Source organism: Pseudanabaena sp. PCC 9330 (assembly GCF_055795045.1).
Map to the genome: position 1 here is coordinate 150,809 of NZ_JAYFES010000062.1, position 15,682 is coordinate 166,490.

Genomic DNA, 15,682 nt, shown 5'->3' on the forward strand with positions numbered 1-15,682 from the left:
GCCCCCGCTAGACTAGCCTTAGGCAAAGGCGTCTTCTGTGCAGCCGTTTTTCCCCTATGTTTGGCTATTTGCTTAGGCGTCTACTGATCGCCATCCCAACGCTGCTGGCCATCAGTGCAGTTATTTTCTTCATTTTGGCGCTGTCGCCCAGCAACCCTCTGGGCGATCTGGCGACCAATCCGGCGATCACGCCGGAGGTGCGGGAAAATATCCGGCGATCGCTAGGGCTAGACCAGCCCATTCCCATTCGCTATTTGAAGTGGACGGTGGCTCTGTTTAGCGGCAACCTGGGCTACTCCTTCACCAGCCGCCTGCCAGTGGCCGTTCTGATTGCCCAGCGGCTGCCGGTGACCCTCTGGGTGATTGGGCTGGCCTACCTGCTGAGTGTGGCCCTAGCCTTGCCCCTGGGCATTCTGGCAGCCCTGCGGCACAATAGCTGGGTCGACCGAATGATTACCACCGTGGCGTTTATGGGGTTTTCGACGCCGCCGTTTTTTTCAGGGCTGCTGTTGATTATTGTGCTGAGCGTGCGGCTACGCTGGCTGCCCTTTATCTACGACAACACGCTGGTGGTGAGCGATTTGGCCAGCTTTGGCCTGTGGCTGCGTCAGTCAACCATGCCCATCGCCACTCTAGTGCTGTTTCAGACGGCGGTGCTGCTGCGCTTTGTGCGCGCCGCCATGCTCGAAGAAATTCCTCAGAACTACGTGAAAACAGCGCGGGCCAAGGGGTTGGGCCGCTGGCGCATCGTCACCCTACACATGCTGCGCAATGCGCTGATGCCGGTGGTCACCCTGGTAGCGCTGGATATTCCGACCATTTTTACGGGGGCGATCGTGACGGAGCAGGTGTTTCGAGTGCCAGGCATCGGGGCGCTGCTGATCGAGTCGATCTACCGGGGCGACACGCCGGTAGTGATGGCGATCGCCTTTATCTACGCCGTTTTGGTGGTGAGCTTTAATCTGGTGGCCGACCTGCTCTACGGTGTGATCGACCCCAGGGTGCGCTATGGCCATTGATTCAGACCTAGCACCAGAGACTGTATTGACGCCGGAGGCGGGTATTCTCCCCGGAGGCAGCAACCGGGTCTGGGGGCGGCTATGGGGTGACCCAGTGGCGCGGCTGGCCCTAGCTGGGCTGGGGCTGCTAATGGCGGCGATCGCCTTTGGCCCGCTGATCTACTCGGCTTCCCCCAGCACCATCGACTTTGCCCGTGCCTTTCAGCCCCCCAGCTTGCCGCACCCCTTAGGTACCAATGATCTGGGCCAAGATCAGCTAGCCCGGCTGCTGATCGGCGGTCGCATATCCCTGGCGGTGGGTCTGGCAGCTACCCTGGTGGGTATCAGTCTAGGCGTGAGCATCGGTGCTGTGGCCGGCTTTTACGGCGGCTGGGCAGACAGTATCCTGATGCGCCTGACAGACTTATTTTTGGCCCTGCCTCAGCTGCCTCTGGTACTGCTGGTGGTCTACCTGTTTGGCGACCCGGTGCGCCGCGCTCTGGGGGCAGAGCGCGGCATTTTTTTGCTGGTGGTGCTGGTCATCGGTGTGCTCAACTGGATGTCTGTCGCCCGCCTGGTACGGGCTGGGTTTTTGAGCATCAAGCAGCGGACCTTCGTGCAGGCCGCCGTGGCCCTGGGTGCGCGTCCCTGGGGCATTGTCAAAGATCACCTGCTGCCCAACATCCTTGGCCCAGTGATCGTCGCTGCCACCATCGGCGTTGGCAATGCCCTGCTGGCTGAGTCAACCCTGAGCTTTTTGGGGGTTGGCTTTCCGCCCGATGTGCCCACCTGGGGACGCATGCTCTACGACGCGCAAAACTACATTGAGAGTGCGCCCTATCTGGTGCTGGCCCCTGGCCTAGCGATCTTTCTGACGGTGCTGTGCATTAATACTCTGGGCGATCGCCTCCGAGATAGTTTGGATCCGACAAGTCGGTGAGTCAGATCGGGAAGATCGGCGATAGCTATCCCCTGTCCTCCCAGCAGTAGACTAGGGTTACAACCATCTTCCAGCCCCTGCCTCGCTGGACATTCCCCATGGCTCCTCCTCACCATCAGCTGCTTACCCAGGTCGCGCGGATGTTTCCCGACGCCCTGTTCTATGCGCCTACCCAGGAGCCGTTGGTGGCATTGACCATCGATGATGTGCCAACACCGGGCGATCGCGACGATGCCTCTACCCGCCTCATTCTCAACGCCCTAGACACCTACAATCGCGCCGCCAGATACCCGGTGCGGGCCACCTTTTTCGTCATCACCGACCACCTCAATGCTGGCAGCACCATCCTGCAAGACATTCTCGCCAGCGGCCACGAGATCGCCAACCATGGCACCTGCGACACCACTCCGGCCATCCTTCAGCCCGCCCAGTTTGCCCGCCACTTTCAAGAGGCCCACGATCGCATTACCGAGTTGACCCAGCAGCCCCTGCGCTGGTATCGCCCTGGGCGCGGTCTCTACAATCAGGCCATGGTCAACCACGTTAAACTGGCCCCCGGCTACGAATCGCTGCTCGCCCTGGCGTCGATGATTCCCTTCGATACCATGCAGCGGCTGAGCACCCCCAACCTCAACACCTGGTACCTGGGGAAGTTTATCTTTCCAGGGGCAATTTTTGTCATGCACGGCGGCTCAATGGCGCGGTGCGTGCAAACCGCCCAGGCCCTGCCTGGCCTGCTGAAGCTGATCGATCGGCAGGGCTACCGCGTGGTGACGCTTTCGGAGCTGTATGACAGTTTGGCAGAGAAACCCGCAGAGGGGAAAGAGGAAAGCAAAGCATGACGAACCCAGACAGTGTCTGGGTTCCCGCCGGGTAGGGGGCGGCGTTATCTTGACCGCCCTAGAGCAGAAACTCTTGCAGGGCTGCAGCTACTCCATCGGCCTCAACCCCTGGAGCTACCCAGTCAGCCCCCTGCTTGACCGGCTCGGGGGCATCGCCCATGGCCACACCGATGCCCGCATAGCGCAGCATTTCGAGGTCATTGTAGTTGTCGCCGATGGTCATCACCTGGTCGGGCTTGAGGCTTAGCAGGTCTTCGGCCAAAAACCGCACGGCTTCGCCCTTGTTGGCCTTGGGGTGGGTGGCTTCGACAAAATATTCTACCGATCGCGTCAGGTACAGCTCTTCTATGGGGTAGCGCTGGCCCAGCTGGGTCAAGATGTCGCTGAGTAGATCGGTCTGGTTGCTCAGGGCCAGCAGTTTGGTGGTGTCGATGGCAACATTGCCCGCCAGCAGGGTCGCCAGATCTCCCGCCGCCACCGGATGAATGCCCGATCGCTCGGCGTAGGCCTCGGTATCGTCAATAATGGCCCGCACGTGGAGCTGGTCGTCGATGTAGAGGTGAATCGACAGATCGTTGTTGGCCTCCATGGGGGCCAGGTAGGCGAGAATTTCTAGGGCCAACTGTCGGGGCAGGGGCGTGTGACGGTGCAGGATTTGAGTATGGGGGTCTTTAATAAAGGCTCCCTGGTAGGCCATCAGCGGCAGGGTCGAGCCGACGGTCTGGTAAAACCGCAGGGCCGACTGGTACATGCGCCCGGTGGCGATCGCCACTGCCACCCCCCGCTGCTGCACCTGGCGAATGGCCTCCAGCACCGGAGCGTTGATCTGGTTAGACTCTCCGGCCAGGGTGCCGTCAATGTCGAGCACAAGCAAGCGAATGTCGGCGGTCATGGGGTAGGCCTGTAGAGTTTTCCGCGTTTATTATCCCCGGCGAGAGACGATTAGGCTATGTCTCGACAAAAACCTCCCTACATCGGGCAAGCAGCCGTTTGCCCCTAGGATAAAACGCTTTGCTAAGCGGGGATTTTCTCGGGTAGAAATGACCTAATCCCTGGAGAATGTGTCCCGATCAGGTGCCCGCTTCCCACAGTTGCATCAGGGTCACCTCCCACACCAGCCGGGGGTTTACAAAGCGGCGCAGGTGCCCCTTAGCAGCTTCAAAGCCAGGTAGCCAGCGGGCGCTACGGCCCGGCTGGCTCTGCCAGTACCAGTTGAGCAGATAATCGAGCAGCCACAGCTGCGACTCAGTATCGAGCGCCTTGGCCACCTGGCGGGCCTGATCTAAGGCCTCCCGCAGCGATCGAGGGGGGCTTTGTAGGGCGCTGAGCAGCTCTGGCGGAATGGCCTGTAGCTGCTGGTAGGCGGCGATCGCCACCCCCGGACTACCCTGAGCCATGGCCAACATTTGAGGCTGATCGAGCACTGCTCCATGCCCCGCCTGGCGCAGCACCGTCGCCATATCCACCCCATTGAGCCGCTGAAAGGGAATAGTTTGGCAGCGCGACACCAGGGTGGGCAGCAGCGCCTGGGGGCCTGGGGCCAGCAAAATAATGGTGGCCTGGCCCGGTTCTTCGAGGGTTTTGAGCAGGCCGTTGGCGGCACCCTCAGCCATGGTTTCGGCAGCTTCGATCACCACCACGGCGCGGGGTGCCTCTAGGGGGGGGCGACCCAGAAACTGGGCAATCTGCCGTACCTGCTCTAGCCGGGTTTGGGGCGGGCTTTTGCGGTTAATGCCCGCCTCAGCAGCCTGGGAGGCACCGATCAGCCGACCCTGGTGCAGGTAGGTAGGCTCAACCCACAGCAGGTCAGGGTGGTTGCGCTGGGCGATGCGTCGCCCCAGGGCCGCAGACGGTGCCCCCAACTCAGGGGTAAACAAGACCTCAGCAAAGCAGGCCGCCGCCAACCGCCGCCCCACCCCGTGGGGGCCAGCAAACAGGTAGGCCGGGGCCACCCGCCGCTGATCGACGGCGCGACAGAGCAGGGCCACCGCCGTGGCCTGACCCACTAGATCGTCAAACTGGGGGCGTACCACTGCTGCAAATACCCTTCGACAACGGCAAAAATCTCGGCGGCGACGGTCTGTTCATCGGCGGCCGCATCGATCGCCACCCTACGCTCTGGATGCTGCTGCGCCAGCGCCTCAAACCCCCTCTGCACCCGCCGGTGAAAGGCCAGATTGGACTGCTCCATGCGGTCGGCCGCACCCCGCTGGCGGGTGCGGGCCAGGCCTACCTCGGCGTCGAGCTTGAGCCACAGGGTCAAGTCAGGCACCAGCCCCCCGGTAGCCACCTGGTTGAGCTGGTGAATCAGCTCCAGATCGAGGCCGCGCCCATAGCCCTGGTAGGCCACGGTGGAGTCAATAAAGCGATCGCACAGCACCCAGCAACCCTCGGCCAGAGCCGGCTTAATCAGTTCTTCGACATGCTGGGCGCGATCGGCGGCGTAGAGCAGCAGCTCAGTACGGCTGGCCATAGGCGAGCCATCGCGAGGGTCAAGCAGCAGTTGCCGCAGCTTAGTACCCAAATCGGTGCCTCCCGGCTCACGGGTAACAACCAGCCGAGTACTTGCCGCCTGCTCATGAAGCAGCCACCCAGACAAATAGTCCAGCAACGCCTGGTGTAGCCGACCGACCTGGGTCGACTTGCCGCAGCCCTCCACCCCTTCGAACACCAGCAGCTTACCTGGCATAGCTCCTTGACCTGGCATTGCTTATTCTTGCGATCGTTGCTCCCTTAGCTTACAGGGCCACCGCAGCCCGACGCACAGCCAGCCTCCACAGATAGCTGTGGTATACATTAATGTACAGATCTACTTAGTGCTGTTTTGATCTCTCCCCTTAAACTCTCTAGAGAGATTAGTTTAGACAGATGGGTCAGGTTGTCGCTACTCTGGTAGCGAGCGACTAGTCTGTTACTAAGCAATAGTTGTAGCAGTCTCAGCAGAGGATACCTATGGCTCGGTATACCAACTCACTTCCTGTTCCGGCGGCGACGTCTCGTCTGCGAGACACCCTAGTCGATACCCTACGGGCCTGCGGCCTCAGTATGGTGTACGAAACCGGCGACTACCTGGTCGCCAAAGAGAAACCAGGTCAAGTGTCTCTGGCACAACTCACAACCATCGAGGTGATGATCAACCCACCTACCGTAGCGGCTCAATCGGGCTGCGTGAGCCTAGTCGTCAAGAATGAAGAGTTGCCCCTCAGCCGCGACAACCACTGCGAAAAAGTCTTTAGCACCGTCAACCAGGCGATCGTCGCTGTGGTTTAGCCTGTTACTCGCGATTCCACTGGGCAAACGACATTTGACCCTAAGGCCTCGCCGGTTGGCAAGCAGGATTGTATAACTCGCATTTGATATTATCCCTTTTTAAATCGGTCTTTGGCGGTGGTAAAAGCTTCCTCCATAGCCGTTTGAATCTTTTTTGGGTCGGGCTTTTTGCCCCCCAGCAAATCGCCGAAGTAGACGCAGGCGCCTTCTCCCAGGGCCCAGGTGTAGGCGGCGGCCCAAGAGGCCGCAATGACACTGCCAAAACCAGGAATAAACTTAATCAGCTCCCGCCCGACGGCCTGGGCGAAGAAGCCCCCAGCGATCGCACTGATCAGCCCACCCGCCTGGGAGGGCGTCAAGGTTTGACCATAGAGTTTGCCTAGGAGGCCCACCATCGACACTTGCAGCGCCGTCAGCACTGGCATGGTGGCAAAGGGCAGGGGCACAGCGGCCAAAGTAGCGGCCATCACCGCAAAGGCCGAGATGTAATGCCGTCCCACATCGCGGTATAGGTTACCTAGCTGCTGAGAAGCTTCGGCCTGCTCGTCGATCAGCCGGTAAAGCGCCTCGGCCTCGGCCTCGGGCAGCAGATCAGCCAAGGCGTCACGCAGAGCCTCAAGGCCGTAGAAAACGGGGTCAAAGCCATCCTCTTCGAGGGTGAAGTCGATCGCTACAGTACGGTCTACCAAATCTGCAAAATTGGCCTGAACGGCTTCGAGGGGGCGCCTGACGACTTCTAAATCGGGGGGATAGCAAGGGTGATCGACCTGGCCCGAGGGGTAGGCTTCGTGCAGAGATGTGATCGCCAACAGACAGGGCACTGTGGGAAACTGCTGCCGCAGGCGAGCGGCGATTTGCCGCAGGGTATCGGTAGCGAAGTCGTTGATCTTGACCGTGAGAATGAGAATGCGCCCTGGGCTGTTGCTGGCGCTGAGGTCGCTAACCAGCTCTGCCAGAATGTCGTCGGTGGCCTGGGCCATATCCCCTAGCCCTACGGTGTCGGTAAAGATGAGCAGCGGTAGGTCTTCGGAAGGATAGGCGTAGCGCTGGGTGTACTGGGTATGGGGCTTAAACCCCTGGCCAACGATATCTGCCGAGACTCCGGTCAAGCCGCGCACGATAGAGCTTTTGCCCGCCTGAGGCTTGCCGATTAATAGGGCTTCGGTGGTGGGTAGCTGCTGGCGCACCTGCGCCAAAATCTTGGCGACCTTGTCGTCATCGACATTAAACCAGCGGCTGAGCTGGCGAGCAGGGCGCAGATGACTGGCGCGATCGCGCCATCGCTGCCAACCTCTGGCTGGTTTTGCCAGGGGCTGATCGGGAGAATCGATTGGTTTAAGGTCGCCCATCGCCTGACTCTCGGTGGCTGGAGGGAGTTCGCTTCCCCTGATCATGCCATGGTTTTAGCACCCACAGAGGCTGGGGTCTTTTCCGTCAGCATCCATAAAACTAGTCGTCGATAAGCACAGAGGGGTTGCCGGGAAGGGTGGCAGGCTGCTTTGTAGTCTGCGACGATGCTCGACCACTGCGACTGTCGAGCTTGCCCTGGGCAACAGGCACGGTGAAATGAAATTGGCTACCCTTGTTTTTGCCCTCTGACTCAGCCCAGATAGTGCCCCCTAACCCCTCAATGATCTGACGGCACATGGCCAGGCCCAGCCCGGTGCCGCCAGTAGTGCGCCTCAGGGCACCCTCTTCTTGATAGAAGCGGTCAAATACCACGTGCAGCCGACTGGGCTCAATGCCGCGACCGGTGTCAGCAATGGTAACTTGCAGGTGGGTGGGGCTAGGGCGGGTGACCTGAATGGTGATCTTGCCATCGGGAGGAGTAAACTTTTGAGCATTGTCAAGCAGCTTGGCCAGCACCTCCACCAGCCACTCGCCGTCGGCCCGCACCAGAGGCGATTGTTTGGGAATTTTGACTTTGATCGTGGGGGTGGGGGTGCTGTCATGGCTACCATGGATGCTGCTCAGAGCCAGATCGACGCATTCTTGAATGGAGAGCGACTCCAGGTTCCACTCGACCCGACCGCTTTCGAGCCGCGACAGGGTGAGAAAGTCTTGTACCAGCTTGCGCATGCGCTCGGCATCTTCGAGGGCCGATTGCAGCATGATCTGCCGCAGCTCGTTGGGCATATCGGGTTCGGTAGCCAGGCTCTCTAGACACACCTGAATGGTGGAAAGCGGGGTGCGCAGCTCGTGGCCCGTGATGGCAATCAGGTTGGCGCGGGTGCGATCGAGGGCGGCGAGCTGCTGGTTGAGGTCTTGCAAGTTGGCATAGGCCTCGGCTTGAATGATTGCCACACTGAGCTGGGCGGCGATCGCATCGACCAGAGCCCTGTCGTCTTCGCTCCACTCGTAGGGTTGGGGTTTGCAGTGGTGCAGCTCGATCAGGCCCACCAGTCGCCCCTGGTAGGTGAGCGGCACAATCAGCCAAGACTGAATTTGCCAGCGATCAATCAGAGGCCGAATAGCCTCTAGCTCCTGGCGAAAGGGCGACTCCCGAGCTTGGGTATCGGCAATGGCAATGGTTTCTTTGGTGTCTTGAATGTAGTCAAACAACGGGTTAGTGGCCAAGGGCCAGGTTTCCCCCAGCAGCGACTCGGCATCACCATTGAGGTGCTGATGGGCAATGAGCACCGTGGCATCGGTGGCGCTACAGGGATAGATCAGGCACCGACAGACCTGGAGCGCCTGGCCCAGTTCCTGCGCCGCCTTAGAAAAAATCTCGTCGGCGTCGAGCGACTGACGTACCACTGAGGTGATGGAGTTGACCAGGCGCTCCCGCCGCTCTTGGGCCGAGATCGCCTTATAGGCCTTCAGCAGCTTGTACTGCCCCGCCTGTAGATAGGTGACTAGGCGCTGGGTAAAAGGGTCAGGGCCACCGCTGTCGTCTAGCGACTCGGGCGTGGCTAGGGTGGGGTCGATGTAGCGCTGGTGGGCGATCGCCACCTTCTCGACCAAATCGGGTCGGTAACCAGCAATGCGATCGAGCAGCAGTACCGCCGCCCGCTGGCTGACATAGGGGTCTTGGGTCCAAATGCCCTCAAAGCGACGGGTCTGGTCAAGGGGTGGGCCATCAGTAGGTGAGTCAGGCGATCGCTCTCGACAAATCAGACAGGCCGTGTAGTTTGCCCCAATCACCACCAGATGCCACTCCTGAGTGAGGGCATCGTCAGCCTCAAAGGCGATCGTTTCGTAGTTGTCAGACCGACTGACAAAGCTAGTGCCGAGAGCCGACAGCACATAGACCTGGTCAGTCAACTCAGCAATCCGCAGGTAGCGATTGGCCTCCTGTAAGTAAAACCGCTCCTGCTGAAAGCTAGCGATCACGAGAGACTGCGCCTTCCCAGCCAGCACGTGATCCTCCATCGCGTGTGATAACGCGGTCAAAGAGGTTTTGAAATAGAGGCTAGGTCTAAGCTGGGGAATTGCAATCAGCAATTCTTCCACCACAGATGTGGAATTGGGCATCGTTCAAATTAGGGAACTGTCGATTTACAGGTTTGTCTGAGGGGGTAAAAACCAACACCACGGAAACCCGATCGCATCGGCAGCAGTTACTCCCCCTAAGACTACCAGTTGGTCCCTGCACCAACGGCACTTTGTAACCATTTGCCAACATCGGCCCTAGAAATAGCTCAGAGACCAATCAAAGGCCAAAAAACAGGCACCTAAGCCAGTAGCCCAGGTGCCTAGTCAGTGTGTCTTAGTTAACTAGGCCTGTTGACCAAAAACCATCACACCTAGTCACTGCATTAACTACATCACACCGGTCATATCGGTGGTGTCTTTGAGAAAGCCACTGTAGGCTTCCATACCGTGCTCGCCGATATCTAGCCCCTTCATCTCTTCTTCGGCACTCACCCGCAGGCCCAGCACCGACTTAAGAATCAGCCAGAAAATGCTCGAAACAACCACGGTGAATAAGCCAATGGTCAGAATACCAATGATTTGAACCCCGAGTTGACCCAGCCCACCACCGTAGAACAGCCCAGAAATGCCCTCACCACCTTGGGTAAAGTTGTTGGGGTTGGCAAACAGACCAACAGCCAGGGTGCCCCAGATACCACACACCAAGTGCACAGAGGTAGCGCCCACAGGGTCGTCGATTTTAATGCTGTCGAAGAAGCCTACCGAGAACACCACCAGGATGCCTGCAACTAGACCGATCCAAAACGCACCAGCGTAGCCAACCACAAAGCAACCAGCAGTAATGCCCACCAGACCAGCCAGAATACCGTTGATGGTCATCGATAGGTCAGGCTTGCCGCTTAGCGCCCAGGAGGTAAAGGTAGCTGCCACACCGCCTGCCGCCGCCGCCAAGTTCGTGGTTACCGCAATGTAGGGTACAGCCAAGTCTGCGGCCAGCTGAGAGCCAGGGTTAAACCCAAACCAGCCCAGCCAGAGAATCAAGCAACCCAAGGTGGCAATGCTCAGGTTGTGGCCAGGTAAAGCATTGACCTGACCTTCGGCATTGTACTTACCCATGCGAGGGCCAAGAAAAGCCGCCCCCATGAGAGCCGCCCAGCCACCGACAGAGTGCACGATGGTGGAGCCAGCAAAGTCGTGGAATCCTAGCTCAGCTAACCAACCGCCACCCCAGAGCCAGTGCCCCGTAATCGGATAGGCAATAGCCGTCAGCAGCAGGCTGAAAGCCAGAAAGTCGATGAGCTTGATCCGTTCAGCCACGGCCCCCGACACAATCGTCGCAGCGGTACCCGCAAAGGCAGCCTGGAACAAAAAGAACGTATCTTTAGACAGATTCAGCCCGTCTGGCCCTAGCCCGTACAGTTCAGGAGCACCGCCTAGGAAGAAGCTACCCCAGCCGATCCAAGCGTTACCGTTGGCTCCGAACATCAGCGAAAAGCCAATGAACCAAAACGACAGAGTAGCCAGCGCAAACACAATCAGGTTTTTGGTCAGCACGTTGACGGCATTCTTCTGTCGGCAGAAGCCAGTTTCTAACATGCCAAAACCGGCATTCATGAAAATAACCAAGAAAGCAGCAATCAGCACCCAGATGTTATCTAGGGTGGTTTGCACATCGGCTGCCGTCAATTCATCTTGAGCCTGGGCAGCTACTCCCCACGTGGCCAAAATAACCAGCGTCAGAGGAACGCAGGCTACCCAAGCCCAGCCGCCGACGCGGCTAAACAGACGCTTAATGGCCTTATCAAAAGGCGGCACACTGGAGTCCCAGAAGCCGGCTTTTGACCGCTTCCGAAACCTAGAACGGTTACGCAAAACTAAATTAGACATCTCAACAGACGTTCCTTCAACACAATCAGACAGTGAACACGGCTTAGATTAAACCTGCCACCTCAACCGCAGGGCAGTGAGACAGGTCAGCGTGGGAGCGGCCTGCAGGGCTTAAGTTGCCCCTACGAGCCAATATGCAAAGAACGCAAACCCTATTGGCAGTTACATCAGCTAGGTGATGGCCTTTAGACATTTACGCTCAACTGCCCGTACACTTTTGGGGCATCAGCAGGCAGTCAATCTGCGCATAGTTAGAACAAGACGATTCCATCAATTCTCCGGCAGTCAATCTGTATCGAGGGATACACAAAGCCCTTAGATGGTATTGATCGGAGTGCTTATATCTAAAAACACCGAACAAATTGCCCCTAAATCGGCTTCTAAGCTCGGAATATTGGTAGAAATTGACAGCCCCCTGCTCAGTCGCTCAGCAACCGTTGAAGTTGTTACGCACAAAAAATCAGATCGGTTTCAGCCCGAGCGATCTGGCTGAGACCAGGTATCTGCTCCAAATCCAGATCACAAGCACCCAATTCTCACAAGACCAAACCGTAAAGACGCATTACAGTTGCCCAGTTAAGCCAGGACCACCCGATCAAAATTGGCTCTGCACATGATCGAGCCTAGGGATAGATGGCTTTAGTTATCGACAGTAGCGTTGTTGATGCTGGCCCTAATGGCATCGCGGGCCGCTTCATGCTCTGCCAAGGTACGGCTAAACACATGGGTGCCATCGTAGCGGGCCACAAAAAATAGATAGTCAGTGGAGTCAGGGGTCAGGGTGGCTTCCAGGCTTGCCTTGCCAGCACTGGCTATGGGGGTAGGAGGTAAGCCGGGGTTGATGTAAGTGTTGTAGGGAGAAGGCATCCCTACCTGGGCCCAGGTTAGGGGTTGCTCTTTAGTTTGCGAGATGCCGAGACCATACTCCACCGTAGGGTCAGCACCTAGGGGAATATTTTGATTTAACCGGTTGGTGAAGACACCCGCAATCAGGCCACGCTCATCGGGCACCACCGATTCTTTTTCAACAATGCTGGCCAGGGTCGCCCACTCCAGCAACGAGAGATCGGTGGAGGCCTGTTGATAGATCGGCAGTGCAGCCTGCTCAAACCGGCTCAGCATAATATCTACAACAGCTGCTGGAGATACCCCCTCTGCCGGCAACTGGTAGGTATCTGGAAATAAAAAACCCTCTACGTGGGGTAGACCGTTGGGCAACCACGGATATCGGTCTCTAGATACCTGCTCTGTAGTCGCCAAAAAAGCATCGGCTGGGAAAAATCCAGCTTCCTCAAAGTAGGCCGCCATCTGGCGGCGATTCCACCCTTCGGGAATGGTGAAAGAGGTCTGCACGACCTGCCCACTGCGAATGACCTCGGCAATGGCTGTCATAGAGGCCGTAGGATCAATAGCGTAGGTACCAGCCTGAAACTCACCTTCGGCACCTTGCCAGGCCTGCCAGCGCGACCACAGCTTCCAAGCTAGGGCAGATCGGATCAAACCAGAGGCTTCAAGATCTTGACCAATCTGCTGGCCTGGCGTGCCGGGGGGAATTTGAATCTGTACGGTTTGAGCCCCCGTGTCAGTGGTATTTCCTTGCACGGGTTGATTGGCCCAACTCCACCAGGCCCAGCCTTGCCAAGCTGCAATTCCTGTGGCCACAGGTACCAACAGCCCTAAAAAGCCCCACCGAACCCAGCGTTTACCTTTAGCCATAGTTGCCAACTTGAAAATCGTCGTCGCTTAGTCTTTTTGGTCATCGCCGATTGACCTACAGATTAGAACTCTACTCAAGCCGCCGCCGACTCATAGCATGACGACAAGAAACCCAATCGGCTAGTTCCAGGCTCTATCTTAGCTAGCTTTTTAGGGGTGGCATAAACTCTACGAGATGATTTGAGCCCAATCAATCGAGTAAGTCAAACAATTTTTCTTCTAGGCTACCGCGAATGGTCTGAAACTCTTCTGGAGTGACAACTTCTAGATCGCCACTGCTGGTACGATTAGCAAAGATCAGCAGTGGATCCAGAGGCGTACAGAGAGTGTATTCTTCATCGTTATAAAAGCAGGTGGCCAAGACCTGAAATTCTTCGGTCATGGGGTTGCCGGCCTCATCCAGTTCATCGAGCTCTAGGGTGAGACAGTTGTCGTCTTCGGGTTCGGGGAGTTCACCGGCGGCGGTCAGAGTAATGGCAGTGCGCTGGAGGGTTAAATTTTGCTCGGCCAGCACAGCTTTGGCGGTCAAGAAAATCTCATCGATGTCTTCGTCTTCCACATCCATAAGAATTTCGTCTTCGTCGCCCTCTTGCTGCCAGACAAAAATCTCAATAGGAGCATCAATAGGCAAAAGCAGTAAGTACTCACGATTGTTGAGATTAAAGCTCTGCTCTACCTGGCAGGGCAAAAACCGCCCAGCATCGTCGGTAAGTACTACGGCTGACTCATCAATGGGTTGGGTGTTATCCGCCATGGAGGCTACTCTTCTTTGGGTAACCGGGCCAGACACCTAAATGCTCGACCCAGTATGAACACTGATACGGTGTTATCAGAATATCCCATCCGGTTACGTCTGTTTACATGGGTTATCAGCCATCACCGACGGCTGTCGAGCCAACGCTGCAAAATAATAGCCGCGGCCTTGCGGTCAATCAATGATTTTTCGGTGGCTATCGATCGCCCTTCGGTCCGCATCAGATGCTCGGCTTCGACCGAGCTCAGCCGTTCATCGACATAGACCACTGGTAGCCCCAGGGCACGTTCTAGACCGGCTGCGACTTTGCGCACCTGGCGAGCCTGAAAGCCTTCTTCTCCGTCCATGGTAAGAGGCAAACCTACCACCAACAGTTGAGCCTGGCGAGTTTGCACCAGATCGCTCAGATCAGCCACTAGCTCGCTAAAGGAACGCCGATGCAGAGTGGTCAGCCCGGTGGCAATCAGCCCGGTGCCGTCACAGCCTGCGACGCCGATCCGCTTGCGGCCAATGTCTAACCCTAGGGCTGAAACCAATGCGGTGGTCATGGCAGCAGTTAGCGATCGCCCTCAGCAGGATCTTCAACCGGAATGTCTAATGCCTGGGGGTCTAAAACAGCTTGCCAGCGATCGGCGTACCGGGTCATGCGACCCGGTACGGGCTTGCCAGCGGGCTGTAGCCCGGTCAACATGTCGGAGAGTTGTAGACCTTCTAAAGAGAGGTGCCGGGCCTCTCGCACCTTGTGCCACACCGATCGCGACATGAGCAACGTGTGGGACTCTGGCACAGCCTGAACTTGAGTAAAACACTCCTCGCGCTCGGGCTGATAGTCAAGGGAGGTCAGCCGCAGGGGCTGAGCCGGAAAAGGCTGAAGTATTTTAGCCATCTGAACCATCAACTCTGGATAGAGCCAGGTATAGGCTGGATGCACCGTCAGACCAGCCTCGTGGGGCTGTTTGCCGTCTCGCGAGATGGCCAGCTTAAACTGACCAATGGCGGCCTTGCGCTGCTGTTCAAAGACGTAGGCTCCGACGGTCTCCACCTGGTTGACTAGGCGATCGGCAGTGGCCGCCGCACTGCCCAGTAGATTGCTTTTAAAATCTTGTATCTGATGGTCAAAGACTTGCCGCACCAAAGGCGGCATGGAGGCCGTGTCGAGCTGATAGAGCAGTTGGGCATCGGCATTGCTGATAGGCAACAGGTTGGGCAGATCGGGTTCGCGCTGAGCCAACTCTGCAATCTGGTCGGGCTGCAATGCCCAATAGGTAGTTTGAGCTAGAGGCTGAAAGCCATTGAAGCGGTAGAGCCCCAAAGCCGTCTTGTGATTGACATCCACCTCCAGCATCCAGGTGCGGGCTTCCCACACCACCTCGAAGCAATGGCGCAGCAGGCGCGAGCCCACATCCATATAGCCCGAGGCTCCATGGTCTAAAGCGCTGCGGTTGATGACCACCTGCTCAACTCGCCAGGTGCTGCGGGTGCGGTTGAAGGGTGAAACCTGAATTAGACCTACCAGGCACTTTTGGCGCTCTGCCACAAAGGTGGTGGGGGTTTGCTGCATAGGCCGGGGCAACCAGCTCAAAATCTTGAGGGGGCCGTACCAGCGGCGCTGATGGTCGAGCCATGCAACAATGGCTTCGGCTGCACTAGCATCTCCACCAGCCTCTAAGTCTTCTGGCTGCCACTGGGTGAGAGTATCTAGGTCGCGGTACTGCAGCGGCCGCACCACGATGCTGGGGCCAGGAGTCGTCATAGGTGCCATAGGGTCTCAGAGATCTGACCGGTATGCCGCCATCCTAGCCGATTTTCCTACTTTCCACATCGCCAAGGCTATGGACGACGCCCGATGTCAGCTGCGGTAATCTGCAACCGCAGCCAGACCCATCAGCCCTAAAATCGG

At 57.7% G+C, this 15,682-nt stretch carries 14 protein-coding genes; 4 read left to right on the forward strand and 10 right to left on the reverse strand.

Annotated features, from left to right (window positions below; genetic code table 11):
* Nucleotides 1–56 precede the first annotated feature (56 nt).
* The 3 genes from AC0QKW_RS03980 to AC0QKW_RS03990 all read left to right on the forward strand — a co-directional run bounded on the left by AC0QKW_RS03980 (nucleotide 57) and on the right by AC0QKW_RS03990 (nucleotide 2,780).
* A complete protein-coding gene (locus AC0QKW_RS03980) occupies nucleotides 57–1,019 on the forward strand; it encodes an ABC transporter permease (protein ID WP_473149752.1) in 963 nt (320 codons plus the stop codon).
* The gene (locus AC0QKW_RS03985; protein WP_473149753.1) at nucleotides 1,009–1,938 is read left to right on the forward strand and encodes an ABC transporter permease; all 930 of its coding nucleotides are present in this window, start codon (nucleotides 1,009–1,011) and stop codon (nucleotides 1,936–1,938) included. The genes AC0QKW_RS03980 and AC0QKW_RS03985 overlap by 11 nt, the downstream gene beginning before the upstream one ends.
* Before the next feature lie 98 nt (nucleotides 1,939–2,036).
* Nucleotides 2,037–2,780, forward strand: coding sequence for a polysaccharide deacetylase family protein (locus tag AC0QKW_RS03990; RefSeq protein WP_473149754.1), 744 nt, complete (start codon nucleotides 2,037–2,039; stop codon nucleotides 2,778–2,780).
* Nucleotides 2,781–2,838: 58 nt separating this feature from the next.
* Here AC0QKW_RS03990 and AC0QKW_RS03995 read toward each other — a convergent pair whose 3' ends face one another.
* The 3 genes from AC0QKW_RS03995 to tmk all read right to left on the reverse strand — a co-directional run bounded on the left by AC0QKW_RS03995 (nucleotide 2,839) and on the right by tmk (nucleotide 5,487).
* Nucleotides 2,839–3,672, reverse strand: a complete 834-nt coding sequence (locus AC0QKW_RS03995; RefSeq protein ID WP_473149755.1) for a Cof-type HAD-IIB family hydrolase — start codon at nucleotides 3,670–3,672, stop codon at nucleotides 2,839–2,841.
* Nucleotides 3,673–3,850: 178 nt separating this feature from the next.
* A complete protein-coding gene (locus AC0QKW_RS04000; protein ID WP_473149756.1) occupies nucleotides 3,851–4,813 on the reverse strand; it encodes a DNA polymerase III subunit delta' in 963 nt (320 codons plus the stop codon).
* Nucleotides 4,786–5,487 (reverse strand): dTMP kinase, encoded by a 702-nt coding sequence (tmk, locus tag AC0QKW_RS04005; RefSeq protein WP_473149757.1) that lies wholly within the window; start codon nucleotides 5,485–5,487, stop codon nucleotides 4,786–4,788. Before tmk ends, AC0QKW_RS04000 begins: the two co-directional genes overlap by 28 nt.
* A 245-nt stretch (nucleotides 5,488–5,732) precedes the next feature.
* Between tmk and AC0QKW_RS04010 the strand changes: the two genes are divergently transcribed.
* Nucleotides 5,733–6,050, forward strand: a complete 318-nt coding sequence (locus tag AC0QKW_RS04010) for a hypothetical protein (protein WP_473149758.1) — start codon at nucleotides 5,733–5,735, stop codon at nucleotides 6,048–6,050.
* 89 nt (nucleotides 6,051–6,139) lie between these two features.
* Here the strand turns inward: AC0QKW_RS04010 and AC0QKW_RS04015 are convergent, their stop codons facing one another.
* The 7 genes from AC0QKW_RS04015 to AC0QKW_RS04045 form a co-directional block, all read right to left on the reverse strand.
* Nucleotides 6,140–7,399, reverse strand: coding sequence for a YcjF family protein (locus AC0QKW_RS04015; RefSeq protein ID WP_473149759.1), 1,260 nt, complete (start codon nucleotides 7,397–7,399; stop codon nucleotides 6,140–6,142).
* Nucleotides 7,400–7,499: 100 nt separating this feature from the next.
* Nucleotides 7,500–9,524, reverse strand: a complete 2,025-nt coding sequence (locus AC0QKW_RS04020; RefSeq protein ID WP_473149760.1) for a DICT sensory domain-containing protein — start codon at nucleotides 9,522–9,524, stop codon at nucleotides 7,500–7,502.
* A gap of 288 nt (nucleotides 9,525–9,812) precedes the next feature.
* Nucleotides 9,813–11,312, reverse strand: a complete 1,500-nt coding sequence (locus AC0QKW_RS04025; RefSeq protein WP_473149761.1) for an ammonium transporter — start codon at nucleotides 11,310–11,312, stop codon at nucleotides 9,813–9,815.
* A 639-nt stretch (nucleotides 11,313–11,951) separates the two neighbouring features.
* Nucleotides 11,952–13,028: an endolytic transglycosylase MltG gene (gene mltG / locus AC0QKW_RS04030; protein WP_473149762.1), complete on the reverse strand. Its 1,077-nt coding sequence runs from the start codon at nucleotides 13,026–13,028 to the stop codon at nucleotides 11,952–11,954.
* A gap of 190 nt (nucleotides 13,029–13,218) precedes the next feature.
* Entirely contained in the window at nucleotides 13,219–13,782 is a 564-nt protein-coding gene (locus tag AC0QKW_RS04035) for a DUF3727 domain-containing protein (protein ID WP_473149763.1), read from the reverse strand.
* 122 nt (nucleotides 13,783–13,904) lie between these two features.
* On the reverse strand, nucleotides 13,905–14,330 hold the full coding sequence (gene ruvX / locus AC0QKW_RS04040; protein ID WP_473149764.1) for a Holliday junction resolvase RuvX: 426 nt from the start codon (nucleotides 14,328–14,330) through the stop codon (nucleotides 13,905–13,907).
* A gap of 8 nt (nucleotides 14,331–14,338) precedes the next feature.
* A complete protein-coding gene (locus tag AC0QKW_RS04045) occupies nucleotides 14,339–15,544 on the reverse strand; it encodes a GNAT family N-acetyltransferase (RefSeq protein ID WP_473149765.1) in 1,206 nt (401 codons plus the stop codon).
* Between the last annotated feature and the right edge of the window lie 138 nt (nucleotides 15,545–15,682).

Excerpts from the sequence above, each read along its gene's own strand:
- AC0QKW_RS03980 (WP_473149752.1), top strand. The coding sequence starts at position 57 with ATGTTTGGCTATTTGCTTAGGCGTCTACTGATCGCCATCCCAACGCTG.
- AC0QKW_RS03985 (WP_473149753.1), top strand. The coding sequence starts at position 1,009 with ATGGCCATTGATTCAGACCTAGCACCAGAGACTGTATTGACGCCGGAG.
- AC0QKW_RS03990 (WP_473149754.1), top strand. The coding sequence starts at position 2,037 with ATGGCTCCTCCTCACCATCAGCTGCTTACCCAGGTCGCGCGGATGTTT.
- AC0QKW_RS03995 (WP_473149755.1), bottom strand. The coding sequence starts at position 3,672 with ATGACCGCCGACATTCGCTTGCTTGTGCTCGACATTGACGGCACCCTG.
- tmk (WP_473149757.1), bottom strand. The coding sequence starts at position 5,487 with ATGCCAGGTCAAGGAGCTATGCCAGGTAAGCTGCTGGTGTTCGAAGGG.
- AC0QKW_RS04010 (WP_473149758.1), top strand. The coding sequence starts at position 5,733 with ATGGCTCGGTATACCAACTCACTTCCTGTTCCGGCGGCGACGTCTCGT.
- AC0QKW_RS04015 (WP_473149759.1), bottom strand. The coding sequence starts at position 7,399 with ATGGGCGACCTTAAACCAATCGATTCTCCCGATCAGCCCCTGGCAAAA.
- AC0QKW_RS04020 (WP_473149760.1), bottom strand. The coding sequence starts at position 9,524 with ATGCCCAATTCCACATCTGTGGTGGAAGAATTGCTGATTGCAATTCCC.
- AC0QKW_RS04025 (WP_473149761.1), bottom strand. The coding sequence starts at position 11,312 with ATGTCTAATTTAGTTTTGCGTAACCGTTCTAGGTTTCGGAAGCGGTCA.
- mltG (WP_473149762.1), bottom strand. The coding sequence starts at position 13,028 with ATGGCTAAAGGTAAACGCTGGGTTCGGTGGGGCTTTTTAGGGCTGTTG.
- AC0QKW_RS04035 (WP_473149763.1), bottom strand. The coding sequence starts at position 13,782 with ATGGCGGATAACACCCAACCCATTGATGAGTCAGCCGTAGTACTTACC.
- ruvX (WP_473149764.1), bottom strand. The coding sequence starts at position 14,330 with ATGACCACCGCATTGGTTTCAGCCCTAGGGTTAGACATTGGCCGCAAG.
- AC0QKW_RS04045 (WP_473149765.1), bottom strand. The coding sequence starts at position 15,544 with ATGGCACCTATGACGACTCCTGGCCCCAGCATCGTGGTGCGGCCGCTG.